The following is a 15,297-nucleotide window of genomic DNA, read 5'->3' on the forward strand; positions in this document are numbered from 1 at the left end:
GGGACCTGGATGCTCCGCGGCGCACGCGTGATCACCGCAGCCCTCCTTGTTGCCGTGTTCGCGGTTCTGGCAGTGCCCCTGGGGTTTGCCGCTGTCCCATCGGTGGTGCGCGCCCTCGAAGAGCCGGCAGCCACGCCGCAGCCCAGCACCCCTGAGCTCCAGATACCGCCGTCGGAGCTGACTCCGCCTGCACACGTAGCGGCACTCGACCCTGAAGCGCCGCTCCCAGATCCCGGGCTCCTGACGGCAGCCCTCGAAGCCGAGCTCATGCTCGACGGCCCTGGGAACCTGTCGGGGGTGGTGGTGGACGCCATCTCCGGCGATGTCCTCTTCGACCAGGATGGGGATGCTCACCAGCTACCGGCCTCCAATCAGAAGCTGCTCACCGCCGCCGCCGCGATGACCAAGCTTTCAGCCGAGCGGCGGTTCGAAACAACAGTGGTTGCCGGTGCGAGAAGCAGCGAGCTGGTGCTGATTGCTGGGGGTGACGTGCTGCTGTCCGCCGGGGAGTCGGATCCGGACGCGGTGGTGGGCCATGCCGGCCTGCAAACCCTTGCCAATGAAACCCTCGACGCGGTGGACCCGGCTGACGGACCGTTCACCATCCTGCTCGATGACACGATGTTCGTGGGACCCACACTCAACGCAGGATGGTTGCCGGGAGACATTGCGGCAGGAGAGATAAGTCCCATTTACCCGTTGGCGATCAATTCGTCATGGGTGGAAGAGGGCGTCTCCCGGGGGCCCCGGTCAGCCGACGCGGCATTCGACGCAGCGACGGCCTTCAGCGCGGCGTTTGCCGCCGCTGGCAGCGAGGCCGGTGTGGAGGTGGCGGCGGAAGTCATTCGGGCCTCAGCGCCTGCCGACGCCGTCGAGCTGGCAGCGGTCGCATCGGCAACCGTGGAACAACAGGTTGAGCATATGCTCCTCACCAGCGACAACTATCTCGCCGAGACACTCGCCCGGCTGGCGGCGGGAGCCGCTGGCCAGCCGGCATCGTTTGGTGGCGCCACCGATACCATCGATAGCGTCCTGGGCCAGTTGGGAGTGCCCGGGGAGGGGCTGGTAGTCGGCGACGCTGCTGGGCTCTCGCCGCGCAACGACGTGTCGCCAGCTCAGCTCGCCGCAGTGGTGCGGGCCTTGGCAATCTCCGAAGATCCTGCGCTCGTCGCGGCCCTGGGGGGCATGCCGATTGCTGGACTATCCGGCACCCTGCAGGATAGGTATGAGCTGCAGGGTCCTGCCGCTGACGGCGCCGGTCTGGTGAGAGCAAAAACGGGAACACTCAACGCGGTGACCGCGCTCAGCGGGTACGTGGTCACTGTTGACGGACGGCTTCTGGTGTTCTCGTTTATTGCCGGAGAATTGGACGGAAACACTGTCGCGGCGCGTACTGCAATCGACCGGACGGCAGCGGCCATCGCGGGTTGCGGTTGCCGATAGCTGCGCCAATCTTCACAGGCTAGTGTGGTCGAATGGACCACATGGAGAGCAACTTTTCGTCCACTGTCCGCCACAAGGCACCGCCTCAACTCATCAACTGGGAGCTGGCTGCCGCTAGCGCAGCCAAACTCACGTCCGCTGGGCCGCAGGTCAGTCCACGGGAGATTGCCGAGGTTGTCGCTGAACTCCGCGCCGCTGCTGACGCATCGATCGGCTACGTCCACCAGATCACCGGGCTCGACGCCGCCAAGAACCTGCGGGACTCCGATCTGTTGATCGTGGATCGGGCGTCCTGGGCGAAGGCAAACACCCAGAGCTTCCAGGCGCTGATGGCGCCAGCGCTGGAGCATCTTTCACGCACCAAAAAGGAGCAGCTCACCACCGCCAGCGCCGCGCTCGGCGGAACCCTCACCGGTGCCCAGTTCGGTGCAATCCTGGCCTTCCTCTCCTCAAAGGTGCTTGGACAATACGACCCCTTCGGGCCGGCGAAAAACGGATCAGGCGGGCGCCTGATGCTCGTAGCACCCAATATCCTCGCGGTGGAGCGTGAGCTGAACGTAGAGCCTGCCGACTTCCGGTTGTGGGTATGCCTTCACGAGCAAACCCACCGGGTCCAGTTCGCCGCCGCACCCTGGTTGAAGGACCACATGCTGGCGCACATTTCCGAGCTGACCGAGGGGTTGCTGGATAAGGCGGATGGACTCTCCGACCGACTGGCGAAGGCGGCAAAGGGTCTCACCAGCGGCGGTGCTCCCACCGACAGTGACAGCAAAGACAGCGACCCCAAAGACAGCGACAACGGAATCCTCTCCCTGCTCCAGGATCCGCAGGACAAGGCTCGCATGTCACACCTCACCGCCGTCATGAGCCTCCTCGAAGGGCACGCGAACGTGGTGATGGACGCCGTTGACTCAAGCATCGTCCCGAGCGTCAAAACCATTCGCCGCCGCTTCAACGCGCGGGGAAAGTCACGCGGCCCGGTGGAGAAATTCCTGCGGCGGGTCCTTGGGCTCGATGCCAAGATGCGGCAGTACAGCGACGGTGCGAGGTTTGTGCGCCGGGTCGTGGACCGGGTGGGCATGGAGGGATTCAACAGCGTCTGGACCAGTGCAGAGCACCTTCCGACTGAGGAAGAAATCCATGCCCCTGACAAGTGGATCGCCCGGATGGGGTTGCGCAACGGTGGTTAGGCGACCCCGGCTCAGCCCGGTGGTGGCCAACGCCCGCAACCTGCTGCAACACGCCCTTGAATCGGGGGGAACCCCGGTGGGGTCTCTCATCCTGGTGGCCTGCAGCGGAGGACCCGACTCTTTGGCACTGGCATCCGTCGCAGCACACTCAGCCCGCTCCGGACGGTACCGGGTAGGAGCGGTGGTAGTGGATCACGGCCTCCATCCAGACAGTGCAGCGGTCTCCGCGCAGACGGCAACCAAGCTCACAGAGTTGGGGCTGGAACCGGTGAGTGTACGGGCAGTCACTGTCGACCAGACAGGCATGGGACCGGAAGCGGCGGCGCGTACGGCCCGGTTCGGGGTTCTGGACGCGGCTGCAGCCGAACTGGGTGCGTCAGCGGTGCTCCTTGGCCACACACTTGATGACCAGGCGGAGCAGGTGCTGCTGGGGTTGGCGCGCGGATCCGGCACCAGGTCCCTCGCTGGCATGCCGGCCCAGCGCGGCCGCTACCTTCGGCCCTTCCTGGGACTGCGTCGTGAGGAGACGGTCGAAATTTGCCGTTTCGAGGGCCTTGAGCCTTGGCATGATCCGTCAAACTCTGATCCCAGCTTCGCTCGTTCCCGGGTCCGAACCCAGGTACTGCCCTACCTGGAAGACCAGCTCGGCCCAGGGGTGGCCCGGGCACTGTATCGCACCTCACGCATTCTGGCGCAGGACGCCGACTATCTGGATCGGGTCAGCCTGGAAAAGTATGAGCAACTGCACGTGCTCGACGGCAACGACATCCTGCTCCCCGAAGACGCACTCCGCGCGCTGCCGCCATCCCTCCGGCAGCGCGTCCTGGCCCTCACTGCCGTCCGGCTCGGCGGGGAACAGCCGAGTTTTGAAAGGATCCGTGCGACCGAGACGTTGCTGGAGCGCCGTGGCTCTGCCGGCCCGGTGCAACTTGGCGGATTCATCAGCGTGCACCGTCAGGTGCGCGGGAAATCCGTTCCCCAAGGGGACCCAAGCTATGGCAGTCTTGTCTTTAGAAACAACCGCGCACTTTCCTAAGCCCTTCGGTGCCGCCCTATCCAAACCCTCAGGAGCAATTGGTGGATTCACAGGACGTCCATGACGACCTCAAGCATGTTCTCTACACAAAAGAGGAAATCCAGCAGCGCGTAGCCGAGCTGGCGGCCCAGATAGACGCCGACTACGCCGGCCGGGACATCCTGATCGTCGGTGTACTGAAGGGCGCAGTAATGGTGATGGCTGACCTGGCGCGTGCACTGCATTCCCACGTCACCATGGACTGGATGGCGGTATCGTCATACGGCTCTGGCACCCAGTCGTCGGGGGTGGTGCGTATCCTCAAGGACCTGGAAACCGATCTGATGGGAAAGCACGTCCTTATCGTGGAGGACATCATTGACTCGGGTCTGACCCTTTCCTGGCTGAAGTCCAACCTGCAGTCCCGGGGACCGGCCTCCGTTGAGATCTGCACCCTCCTGCGGAAACCAGAAGCCGCGAAGGTCAGCATCGACGTGAAGTACGTCGGCTACAACATTCCCAACGAGTTTGTGGTCGGCTACGGCCTGGACTTCGCAGAAAAGTACCGCAACCTTGACTTCATCGGTACCCTCGCCCCGCACGTCTACGAGTAGACCGGGTCACCAGCGGGGCGGGCACACTCGAAATCTGTCCGCCCATAGGGAACTTATGCGCAATTTGGTGCGTGGTTGTGTGAAGACGGTGTAAAGCTTGGGTAGCAGCTTTCGTTGCGCGCGGACCGCGTTGCCGTAAGCGATATTTGGTTTGTTAAGCAGGAGGGACAGGGTCTCGCAGCCCTGAGACGAATGAAATTTAAGAACCTTTTCAAGGGGCCCATTTTTTGGATTGTGCTCGCCGTGGTGGCGCTGCTGATCATTTTGCCCAACCTGTTCAGTACCAGCAGTTCGCGGGTTGACACCAATGTTGGGCTGGACCTGCTGAACGACAACCAGGTGGAGCAGGCCAAGATTTACGACGGCGACCAGCGGGTTGATCTCACGCTGCGTGACGACTACGAGGATATGGGCCGCAGCGTCCAGTTCTTCTTCAGCACCGCCCGTGCGGAGGACGTGGTTGCAGCGATCAACACCTCCGACGTCGACGGTTTCACTGATCAGCCAGCCGAAAGCAACTGGTTCACCAGCCTGCTCGGTCTACTCCTGCCCCTCCTGATCATCGGCGCCATTTTCTGGTTCCTGCTCTCCCGGATGCAGGGCGGCGGATCCAAGGTGATGCAGTTCGGCAAGTCCAAGGCGAAGCTCGTCACCAAGGACATGCCGCAGGTCACCTTCAACGATGTCGCCGGCGCTGACGAGGCGGTCGAGGAACTCCACGAAATCAAGGAATTCCTGCAGGAACCGGCCAAGTTCCAGGCCCTCGGTGCCAAAATTCCCAAGGGTGTACTGCTCTACGGTCCCCCGGGGACCGGCAAGACCCTGCTGGCCCGAGCGGTAGCCGGCGAGGCGGGGGTTCCGTTCTATTCCATCTCCGGCTCCGACTTCGTGGAAATGTTCGTCGGCGTGGGCGCCTCACGGGTCCGTGACCTGTTCGAGCAGGCCAAAGCGAACGCGCCCGCGATTATTTTCGTTGACGAGATCGACGCCGTCGGACGCCACCGTGGCGCCGGCGTCGGCGGCGGCAATGACGAGCGCGAGCAGACCCTGAACCAGCTACTGGTTGAAATGGACGGCTTCGATGCAACATCGAACGTCATCCTCATCGCTGCCACCAACCGGCCCGACGTCCTGGATCCTGCGCTCCTTCGGCCCGGACGCTTCGACCGGCAGATCGGGGTTGAAGCACCCGACATGCTGGGCCGGGAACACATCCTCACGGTGCATTCCAAGGGCAAGCCGATGGCCCCGGGGGTGGACCTCCGTTCGGTAGCCAAGAAGACCCCAGGTTTTACCGGCGCTGATCTGGCCAACGTCCTTAACGAGGCGGCCCTCCTGACCGCACGTTCAAACGCCCAACTGATCGACGACCGGGCACTTGACGAGTCGATTGACCGGGTGATCGCCGGACCGCAGAAGCGCAGCCGGGTCATGAAGGAACTGGAACGCAAGATCACCGCCTACCACGAGGGTGGGCACGCCCTGGTAGCGGCCGCCCTGCGCAACACCGACCCGGTCACCAAGGTCACCATCCTCCCGCGCGGCCGCGCCCTGGGCTACACGATGGTGCTGCCCAGCGACGACAAGTACTCGATCACCCGCAATGAACTGCTGGACCAGTTGGCCTACGCCATGGGCGGCCGGGTAGCGGAGGAGATCGTCTTCCACGACCCATCGACTGGTGCATCCAACGACATCGAGAAGGCAACTGCCACGGCCCGCAAAATGGTCACCCAGTACGGGATGAGCGAGCGGATCGGTTCGGTAAAGCTCGGACAGGGTGGAGGTGAGCCGTTCCTCGGACGGGACATGGGTCACGAGCGCAATTACTCTGATCACATCGCGTACATCGTCGACGAAGAGATCCGCAGGCTGATCGACAACGCCCATGACGAGGCGTACGAAATTCTGACCGAGAACCGGGATGTGCTGGACCGTGTCGCGCTGGAGTTGCTGGAGCGGGAGACACTGAACCAGGCGGAAATCGCGGAGGTGTTCACCGAAATCCGCAAGCGTGACCTGCGCGACGTCTGGTTGTCCAAGGATTCCCGTCCGGTACACGCCCTGCCTCCGGTGGTCTCAAAGAAGGAGCGCGAGGAAGCCAGCGAGGCCGGCGAACCTGCGCCCGAGACCGTTGCACCCCAGGATCAGATTGCTGACGCGCAAATCGTTGGCGACTTTGATGTTCACGGCAACGATCTGCCTGAGCCCGAGTCCGAGTCCGGCGAAGGCTCACCCGGCAAAGGTGGCGCAGAGAGTTCCCAGCCCTAAACGGTGGGATTGCAGGTACCGCGTAGGATTGGTTCAGTGACCGAATTCGACGACGAGGTGTTCTCGGCGGCCCTTGAAGCGGCCGGTTCCCCAGTAGACCAGCCCAGAATCCAACGTGCAGTGCGGGAAATCCTTGCTGCCATTGGAGAGGACCCCGACCGGGACGGGCTGGTGGAAACCCCCAAACGGGTTGCAAAGGCCTACGCCGAGTTCTTCGCGGGGCTCCATCAGGACCCAGCGGAAATCCTCTCCACCACCTTCGAAATTGATCATGAAGAGCTGGTCCTGGTCAAGGACATCCCGTTCTACTCCACCTGCGAGCATCACCTGGTTCCTTTCCACGGGTCAGCCCACATCGGGTACATCCCCTCGGCGGAGGGGCGTGTCACCGGGCTAAGTAAGCTGGCCCGGCTGGTGGAAGTGTTCGCGCGCCGCCCCCAGGTGCAGGAGCGGCTCACCACCCAGATTGTTGAGGCGCTCATGACGCACCTGCAGCCAAAGGGTGCCATTGTGGTTATCGAGTGCGAACACATGTGCATGTCAATGCGTGGAGTTCGCAAACCTGGAGCGAAAACTGTCACTTCAGCCGTCCGCGGCCAGGTGCGCGACCCCGCCACCCGTGCCGAAGCCATGAGCCTGATACTCGGAAGATAGGACACCACATACCGATGGATTCACTCGCTGCGGCGCCGGGAACCGGACCCGCCACATCACCAATTCCTGTCCTGAGGGTCTCCAGAGTGGCGAAGACCCTGGCAGACCTACCCACCGACCGTTCACTCGTGATGGGTGTACTGAACATCACCCCTGATTCCTTCAGCGACGGCGGGCGCTTCACCAGCGCCGATGAGGCTATCGCGGAAGGCCTCAGGATGCATTACTCCGGCGCGGACATCATCGATGTGGGGGGCGAATCCACCCGCCCCAACGCTGACCTGGTCAGTCCGGACGAGGAACAGAAACGGATCCTGCCGGTGGTTAAGGCCCTGGTGAAGGCCGGTGCCCTCGTCAGCGTGGACACCATGCACGCCTCGACGGCAGGGAAAGCGCTCGACGCCGGCGCTGCGTTGGTGAACGACGTTTCCGGCCTGGACTACGACCCCGAGATGCCCGCCCTGATTGCTGAGCGGAAGGTGCCCTACGTTCTATTGCACCGCCGCGGCACGGCCGCGACGATGGGCTCACTCGCCGAGTACGAAAATGTCGTCGACGAGGTGATCGCCGAAATGAGCCAGGTTCGGGACGCTTTCGTCGCAGCCGGTGTGGAGCCACACCAGATCATCCTTGACCCAGGCCTCGGGTTTGCCAAGGATGAGGCCCACAACTGGACAATCCTGCGCGCCATTGACCGGTTCAACGCGCTGGGCCATCGGGTCCTGATCGGTGCTTCACGTAAGCGGTTCCTGGGGACGCTCCTCACCTCGGCGGGCAAAGCAGCCGCACCGCAGGAGCGCGACTCGGCAACCGTTGCGGTGTCGGCGCTGGCCGCGGCCGCAGGCGCCTGGGGTGTACGCGTGCATGAGGTCGGGCCCAACCTGGACGCCGTCAAGGTTTCCGCCGCGTGGACCGGCTAGGTCCCGACATGACACCGGTCCAGCAGGACACCATCACGATCACCGGAATAACCGCAGTAGGTTTCCACGGCGTTTTCGAGTCCGAGCGCAGGGACGGTCAGCCATTCGTCGTCGACGTCGTCCTGCATCTCGATCTCCGCGAGGCGGGCGCCACCGACGACCTCACCACCACCGCACATTACGGTGACGTCGCTGAGCAGGTTGCCGCGGTCATCACCGGCGACCCCCTGAACCTCATCGAAGCGCTAGCCGAACGGATAGCGTCGCGGCTTCTCGCGTCGTTCCCGGCCGAGACGGTTCAGGTAACGGTTCACAAACCACGGGCGCCGATTCCGGTGCCGTTTGGGGACGTCGCTGTTTCGCTAGTGCGCACCCGGATCGGCCAGGAAGCCTCGTGACCGAACGGGTGCGCTCGGTGCTGGCGTTGGGGAGCAACCTTGGCGACAGTCACAGCACCCTGTCCCTCGCCGTCGCCGACCTGGTGGACAGCGCCCGGGTGCGGTTGCGTGAGGTTTCACCGGTGGTACGGTCGATCCCGGTCGGGGGTCCGGCGGATCAGCCGGAGTACCTGAACATGGTGATCGAAGTCGAAACCGATCTGGGACCCTACGAGTTCCTGGCCCACTGTCAGTCAGTAGAGGAAAAGCATCACCGGACCAGGGACGTCAGGTGGGGACCGAGGACTCTCGACATCGACATCATCACCTTCGGCGACTTCAGGTCAGACGACGAGCGACTGACCATCCCGCATCCCAGGGCAGCCGAGCGGGCATTTGTCCTGCAACCCTGGGCCTGGATGGACTCTACTGCGCTGCTTGACGGGCGCCTGGTAACCGAGCTGGTCAATGACACCGCGGACCGCACAGGAATCCGACCGTATGAGGGGGCCGACACTCAGTGGGTACCCTAAAGGTCGGCTGGCTGGCAGCATTCGGAGTGGTTGCCGGTATTGGTGGCTGGATGATGAACTGGTGGGCGGGCCGGAACGGTTTTCCGGTTCCGACACTGCACCTGAGTTCGCTGCTGACGGTGGCGGCCATCCTGACCGTAACGCTCATCTTCGGGATCCGGGTCCAGCGCTGGCGGAACGGGCGCCGCGACCGGCCGCTCAACCCCATCCTCGCCGCCCGCACCGTGGTGTTGGCCCAGGCGACAGCGTACGCTGGCGCATTGAACGCCGGCTGGCACCTGGGCATTCTGGTGGATCAGCTTTCGCTCGTCGCCGTGCGCGGTGTGACGGCCTCAGTCTGGGGCACGGTCGCATTGGTGGCCAGCGGCATGGTGATGATCGTTGTGGGGCTGATGGTGCAGGGATTCTGCCGGCTGCCGCCCGACGACGGTGCCACCGGCGTTGACGGGGAAAGTGGTCGCAATGACGAGGGGGAGTATGCGTAAGGAACCTATTGATCCGGCCGGTCTGAAGTGGACACGGGTATCACCGAAGTATCTGAGGGTGCGCCTGCTCGGCTGGGTGATCGGCACGATCATCAACGTCGCCATCTTCAGCATTCCCCTGATTCTGCGCCTCACCGACATCTGGTGGGGCTTCCCACCCATGTGGGTAGCCTGGGCCCTGCCGATCGGGGCGCTGGTTCTTTCCGTTTGGCGAGGAATTCTGCTGCCACGGCAGGTCAGGGCTATCGGCTACGCGGAGCGGCACGAAGACCTGTTGATCCGTACCGGGGTCTTCTACCAACGGACCATGGTGGTGCCCTACGGGCGGATGCAGTACGTGGACGTCGCTGTCGGCCCAATCGAACGGGCCTTCGGATTATGCACCCTGAAGATGCACACCGCTTCCCCCGGCACCAACGCTTCCATCCCGGGGCTGCCAGCAGACGAAGGCGCACGGCTGCGCGAGCAACTCTCTGCCCGTGGTGAGGCGAAGCTGGCCGGACTGTGACAACCCACGACCAGACACCCCATGAGGACCCGGTCGTTCCGGATGAGTCACTGCTGGCGACCTCCGACAATCAATGGCGCCGGGTGCACGTAATTTCCCCACTGGTGCGGGGCTGGATTGCGTTGATCGCAATCGCCTTTTTTGCGGGCCAAGACCTGTTTGAGAGCCTCCTCAGCGGTGATGGTATTCCCAACCTGTCCGACGGCGGGGCGCGGCTGCCGTGGACCATCGCCGCCATTGCCGGGATCGTGGTGCTCGTCGCGATTGGCTTCCTCCTGTCGTGGTACTTCACGCGCTATCAGGTGACGGCCGAGCATGTGAAGGTCAACTCGGGGATAGTGTTTCGGCAGAACCGGCAGGCACGGCTTGACCGGGTACAGGCCATCGACGTGGTGCAACCCTTCCTGGCGCGGGTCTTTGGCCTGGCGGAACTGAAATTCGAAGTGGCTGACGCAGGCGAGTCCGCTGTCAAGCTCGCATTCCTCAAACTCAACGATGCGCAACGCTTGCGCGCCACCATCCTGGCCCGGGCAGCGGGGGTCAGCATTGACCCCGATAACCCCGACGATATTCAGGAGGCACCCGAGCGCGAGGTGTTGGCTCTGAAACCCGGGCGGGTGATCGCAGCCGCGCTTCTCTCAGGAACCACCATCTTCCTCATCATCGGTGTGGCAGTGGTGGTTGTCCTGGCGGTGATCCTTGAGCAGGCGGCGCCGCTCGCGGTGATAATACCGTTGGGCCTAGGTGTTGCCGGAGGCTACTGGAGCAGCATCAAGAACGGGTTCAACTTCCGGGCCGCTATTTCCCCGGACGGCATCCGGGTCCGCTACGGGCTGCTGGATACCCGAACACAGACCGTCCCACCCGGGCGAATCCAGGCGGTCGGAATTACCCAGCCCCCGCTCTGGCGGGCCAAGGGCTGGTACCGGATGACAGTCAACGTAGCCGGATACGGCATTTCAGCATCGGGAGACGCCCAGGCGCGGGCAACGCTCCTGCCCGTAGGCACCCGGCAAGACGTCCTACAGATCCTGGCCCTGGTCCTCCCAGACCCCGGCACTGACGAACCCCTCGACGTTTTTACCGCCGGAATGGAGGGGAGAGACAGCCGGGCCGGGTTCCTCTCGACCCCGCGGCGTGCACGGTGGATTGGGCCGCTGGAATGGCGCCGCAACGGCTTCGCGGTCACCAGGACGGCTCTCCTGATCCGGTCGGGATTCTTCTGGCGGAACCTTGCCGTGGTCCCGCACGAACGGACCCAATCGCTGGCACTTCACCAGGGGCCGGTGTACAGGCGATTCCGGGTCGTCGACCTGTTGCTTCATACCACCCCGGGGCCGGTCAGCCCACGGATCCAGCAGGTCGATGAGGACACCGCCTGGCGGCTCTTTCACGAACAGGGCATCCGCGCCGCTGAGGCGCGTCGCCGCAGTCTGCCGGAGCAGTGGATGAGGCCGGTGGAGGTTGCAGACGCCACGCTGATGCCACCGCCGCCAACCTATGACGGAGCGACACGACCGGACGACGAACCTGAGGAGCTAGAAGAAATGTCGGTGGATGAGGAAGGAACCCCTCGAGATGGCGAGCGGTAGCGGGGCACGGCGCCCGGGCCGACTCGGGGTCGGAGTCATTGGCGCCGGCAAGGTAGGAGCGGTGCTCGGTGCAGCGCTGCGCGCCGCCGACCACGCAATTATCGGGGTGTCGGCTGTTTCTGAGGCGAGTCGGGAACGTGCGGAAATGCTCCTGCCCGGCGTGCCGGTGCTGGAGATTCCGGAGATCATCGAGCGGTCCGAGCTGGTCCTGATCGCGGTTCCCGATGATGCGCTTCCGGAACTCGTCGAGGGTCTGGCCGTGCTCGGGGCATGGCAGCCCGGGCAACTCGTTGCCCACACCTCCGGGCGGTTCGGTATTTCGGTGCTGGACCCAGCCCGCAAGCTAGGAGCCATTCCGCTGGCGTTGCACCCTGCGATGACCTTTACCGGCATGAGCCTTGACCTCGCTCGCCTGCCCGACTGCAGCTTCGGGATTACCGCGCCAACAGCCGTGCTTCCGGTCGCCCAGGCACTGGTAGTCGAAATGGGTGCGGAACCGGTGGCGATTGAAGAAGCTCACCGGCCGCTGTACCACGCGGCACTGGCTCACGCGTCGAACCATCTTGTGACGATCACCGCTCAGTCGACCCAACTGCTCTCTGACATTGGCGTTGAGCAACCCCACCGAATGCTCGGACCGCTGATGCGGGCTTCACTTGAAAACGCTCTATCAGCAGGCGAGGGAGCGCTTACCGGGCCAGTGGCACGCGGCGACATAGGGACCGTCGAGGCGCACATGGCGGCTTTGAAAGCCCAACCCTCCGAGGACATCCGCGCCGCCTACCGTTCACTGGCGGTTGCCACCGCCCGACGGGCCGTCGAACGGGGACTTCTCAGCCACGCACAGGGTGCGGCAATCGCCCATGCCCTCGCACTCGATACGTTGGGCACCTCGTGAATGGTTCGAACCGCCCGACGGTGGTCAGGACCCCGGCCGAACTAGCTGAGACCACCGCCGACCTCCTGGACCGACGCCCGGGAACACCCCGCGGTGAGCGGCGTCCCACCCTCGGCTTTGTCCCCACCATGGGTGCCCTCCACGACGGGCACGCGGCACTGGTGAGGGCGGCACGCAAAAACAACGACGTAGTGGTCGCCTCAATCTTCGTCAATCCGTTGCAATTCGGTGAACGAACCGATCTGCAACGCTACCCGCGGCAACCGGATCAGGATTTGGAACTGTTGGCCAACTGCGGGGCAGAGGTGGTCTTTGCCCCCTCGGAGACGGTGATGTATCCGGACGGCCCACCGCTTGTTTCCCTCAACTCCGGTGCCCTCGGTGAAAAGTTTGAAGGGGCCGCCCGGCCAGGGCATTTCGACGGAATGCTCACGGTGGTAGCGAAACTGCTGCACCTTACGGCGCCAACAGTTGACGCCGGGTTCAAGTGCTATTTTGGCCAGAAGGATGCGCAGCAGCTTGCCCTGATCCGCCGGATGGTTCGGGACCTGGACTTCCCCGCCGAAATTGTCACGGTACCAACGGTCAGGACCGCTGATGGGCTGGCGCTCTCCAGCCGCAACCGTTTCCTGACGGCGGCCGAAGAAGAAGCAGCGTTGGTGCTGTCACGTGCGCTACGTCTCCTGGAGGGTCGGGCGGAACGGAATGAGCCGCTGGACCTGGACTCCGCAGTGGCATTGGTCACTAGCCAGCCGCTGGTGGAACTGGACTATTTTGAGGTTGTCCACCCCTCGACGCTCGAACCGTTGGCCTTCAACTGCCGCCAGACACCCTTCACCGGAGAGGCATTGGCGCTGATCGCGGCGAAGGTTGGAACGGTCAGACTAATTGATAACGCTCCGCTGGGGTCCTGACCGAACCACGATCTTGATCGGCTGCAAATCCGGGTGGCGAAAAGCAGCCGGTAAACTTATATCTCGTGACCCCAGATAATTCCAGCACCGCCAAAGAATCAGTCCTCGCCGATGTCGTGGGCAGCACCGACGAAACCAACGAGCAGATGCGTATCCGCATGGAGAAACGCGAGCGGCTGCTCGAACGGGGGGATGAGGCCTACCCGGTGAAGCCGGCGCGCACACACTCGTTGGCCGAGCTGCGGAAAGAGTTTGGGCAATTGCCCGCTGAAGCCACCACCGGTGAGATGGTGTCGGTGGTGGGTCGAGTGGTGTTCATTCGCAACACCGGGAAACTGTGTTTCGCGACGCTGCAGGAGGGTGGTGGGGCCAGGCTCCAGGCCATGCTCAGCCTGGCCGAAATTGGTGACCAGTCGCTTGCGGACTGGAAAGCGCTGGTGGACCTCGGGGACCACGTTGAAGTGCACGGTGAAGTAATCAGTTCCAGGCGCGGGGAGCTCTCGGTCATGGCGGACGGGTGGAGCATGGCCTCAAAGGCACTGCGCCCGCTGCCAACCCTGCATACGGGAGTCAGCGAGGAAACCCGGGTCAGGCAACGCTACGTCGATCTGATGGTGCGCGAAGAAGCGCGGGAGATGGTTCGAACCAGGGCCGCTATCGTGCGATCCATTAGGGAAACTCTGCACTCGCTGGAATATGTAGAAGTAGAAACGCCAATGCTGCAGTTGGTGCATGGCGGTGCTGCTGCACGACCGTTTGAAACCCATCTCAACGCTTTCGATCAGAAAATGACTCTTCGAATCGCACTGGAGCTTTATTTGAAGCGGGCGGTCGTCGGCGGAATAGACCGGGTCTATGAGATTGGCCGGATTTTCCGCAATGAGGGGGTCGACTCAACTCACAGCCCCGAATTCACCATGCTGGAGTGTTACGAGGCGTACACCGACCAGTTCGGAATGGCCGAACGAATGAAGGAAATCATTCTTAATTGTGCGGACATCCTGGGCACACGGACCATCGAAACAGAGGCCGGCGTGATTGACCTTGATGGGGAATGGCGGTGGCTCGGCGTGTACCCCGGGCTTTCGGAGGTAGTGGGTAGCGAGGTAACTCCGGAGACATCCGCTGAGGAGCTCCGGAATATCGCCGAAATCCACCAGGTGAAGATTGCGCCGGAATGGGGCAGCGAAAAGCTTGTCCTCGAATTGTTCGGCGAGCTGGTTGAGCCGACCCTGATCCAACCGACTTTTGTCTACGACTACCCTCCCTCGGCCCAGCCGCTGGCCCGGCCGCACCGGGAGGATCCCGCTCTGATTGAGGCGTGGGACCTGATCATCGGCGGAATGGAGCGAGGAACGGCGTTCTCTGAACTCATCGACCCGGTGGTGCAGAGGGCACGCCTGGTTGAGCAGTCGCTGCAGGCAGCTGCCGGCGACCACGAGGCTATGCAGTTCGATGAGGATTTCCTCCGTGCGCTCGAATATGGCGCACCCCCCATGGGAGGCATCGGCCTTGGGATTGATCGACTGGTGATGCTGTTCACCAATGCAGGTATTAGGGAAACCATCCTGTTTCCCATTCTGAAACCAGTTGGAGATAGTCGTGCTTGAGTATGTTGCGGTATTGCTGCCATCGATAGGGGTCGGGGCGATCTTTTACTTTGTCATGCGGTCCATTTTCAACGCGGATAGGGCTGAGCGCGAAGCAATGAGCCAGGCCGAGGAGCGTCAGGCCCAGGCACAGCAGGAAGCGCCAGTTGCAACGCCCGATCACGAGGACCCAGCAGAGTCCCGATGAAGTAGTTCTGTTCGCCTTTTCGAAAAAGTTCCCAAAAGTAGGATTTTTTCGCACTTTGACGATTACTGTCTGCCTAGCCCATAATT

At 63.1% G+C, this 15,297-nt stretch carries 16 protein-coding genes; all 16 read left to right on the forward strand.

The window, feature by feature from the left end:
• The first annotated feature begins 9 nt into the window (after positions 1-9).
• Positions 10-1,443, forward strand: a complete 1,434-nt coding sequence (dacB, locus tag ACX80Z_RS09465; RefSeq protein ID WP_459315669.1) for a D-alanyl-D-alanine carboxypeptidase/D-alanyl-D-alanine endopeptidase — start codon at positions 10-12, stop codon at positions 1,441-1,443.
• Between the two features lie 41 nt (positions 1,444-1,484).
• Positions 1,485-2,633, forward strand: a complete 1,149-nt coding sequence (locus ACX80Z_RS09470; RefSeq protein ID WP_459315670.1) for a zinc-dependent metalloprotease — start codon at positions 1,485-1,487, stop codon at positions 2,631-2,633.
• Positions 2,634-2,676: 43 nt separating this feature from the next.
• Positions 2,677-3,669, forward strand: coding sequence for a tRNA lysidine(34) synthetase TilS (gene tilS / locus ACX80Z_RS09475; protein WP_024477153.1), 993 nt, complete (start codon positions 2,677-2,679; stop codon positions 3,667-3,669).
• A 41-nt stretch (positions 3,670-3,710) separates the two neighbouring features.
• Positions 3,711-4,262, forward strand: a complete 552-nt coding sequence (gene hpt / locus ACX80Z_RS09480; protein ID WP_024477154.1) for a hypoxanthine phosphoribosyltransferase — start codon at positions 3,711-3,713, stop codon at positions 4,260-4,262.
• Between the two features lie 192 nt (positions 4,263-4,454).
• A complete protein-coding gene (ftsH, locus tag ACX80Z_RS09485; protein WP_459315672.1) occupies positions 4,455-6,533 on the forward strand; it encodes an ATP-dependent zinc metalloprotease FtsH in 2,079 nt (692 codons plus the stop codon).
• Positions 6,534-6,569: 36 nt separating this feature from the next.
• A complete protein-coding gene (gene folE / locus ACX80Z_RS09490; protein ID WP_019483990.1) occupies positions 6,570-7,187 on the forward strand; it encodes a GTP cyclohydrolase I FolE in 618 nt (205 codons plus the stop codon).
• Positions 7,188-7,201: 14 nt separating this feature from the next.
• On the forward strand, positions 7,202-8,107 hold the full coding sequence (gene folP, locus ACX80Z_RS09495; RefSeq protein ID WP_459315674.1) for a dihydropteroate synthase: 906 nt from the start codon (positions 7,202-7,204) through the stop codon (positions 8,105-8,107).
• Between the two features lie 8 nt (positions 8,108-8,115).
• Positions 8,116-8,505 (forward strand): dihydroneopterin aldolase, encoded by a 390-nt coding sequence (gene folB / locus ACX80Z_RS09500; protein ID WP_026041228.1) that lies wholly within the window; start codon positions 8,116-8,118, stop codon positions 8,503-8,505.
• Positions 8,502-9,017 (forward strand): 2-amino-4-hydroxy-6-hydroxymethyldihydropteridine diphosphokinase, encoded by a 516-nt coding sequence (folK, locus tag ACX80Z_RS09505; RefSeq protein ID WP_459315676.1) that lies wholly within the window; start codon positions 8,502-8,504, stop codon positions 9,015-9,017. The genes folB and folK overlap by 4 nt, the downstream gene beginning before the upstream one ends.
• Positions 9,005-9,502, forward strand: a complete 498-nt coding sequence (locus ACX80Z_RS09510) for a DUF3180 domain-containing protein (RefSeq protein WP_019483986.1) — start codon at positions 9,005-9,007, stop codon at positions 9,500-9,502. Before folK ends, ACX80Z_RS09510 begins: the two co-directional genes overlap by 13 nt.
• A complete protein-coding gene (locus ACX80Z_RS09515) occupies positions 9,495-10,010 on the forward strand; it encodes a PH domain-containing protein (RefSeq protein WP_459315678.1) in 516 nt (171 codons plus the stop codon). Before ACX80Z_RS09510 ends, ACX80Z_RS09515 begins: the two co-directional genes overlap by 8 nt.
• Positions 10,007-11,602, forward strand: a complete 1,596-nt coding sequence (locus tag ACX80Z_RS09520; RefSeq protein WP_459315680.1) for a PH domain-containing protein — start codon at positions 10,007-10,009, stop codon at positions 11,600-11,602. Before ACX80Z_RS09515 ends, ACX80Z_RS09520 begins: the two co-directional genes overlap by 4 nt.
• Positions 11,589-12,500 (forward strand): Rossmann-like and DUF2520 domain-containing protein, encoded by a 912-nt coding sequence (locus tag ACX80Z_RS09525; protein WP_024477159.1) that lies wholly within the window; start codon positions 11,589-11,591, stop codon positions 12,498-12,500. The genes ACX80Z_RS09520 and ACX80Z_RS09525 overlap by 14 nt, the downstream gene beginning before the upstream one ends.
• On the forward strand, positions 12,497-13,414 hold the full coding sequence (panC, locus tag ACX80Z_RS09530; RefSeq protein ID WP_459315682.1) for a pantoate--beta-alanine ligase: 918 nt from the start codon (positions 12,497-12,499) through the stop codon (positions 13,412-13,414). Before ACX80Z_RS09525 ends, panC begins: the two co-directional genes overlap by 4 nt.
• A 146-nt stretch (positions 13,415-13,560) precedes the next feature.
• Positions 13,561-15,024 carry a lysine--tRNA ligase gene (gene lysS, locus ACX80Z_RS09535; RefSeq protein WP_083850973.1) on the forward strand — a complete coding sequence of 488 codons (1,464 nt, stop codon included), beginning with the start codon at positions 13,561-13,563 and terminating at the stop codon, positions 15,022-15,024.
• The gene (locus ACX80Z_RS09540) at positions 15,017-15,211 is read left to right on the forward strand and encodes a hypothetical protein (RefSeq protein WP_019483980.1); all 195 of its coding nucleotides are present in this window, start codon (positions 15,017-15,019) and stop codon (positions 15,209-15,211) included. The genes lysS and ACX80Z_RS09540 overlap by 8 nt, the downstream gene beginning before the upstream one ends.
• The last annotated feature ends 86 nt before the right edge of the window (positions 15,212-15,297 follow it).

It is taken from the genome of Arthrobacter sp. TMT4-20 (assembly GCF_054510775.1).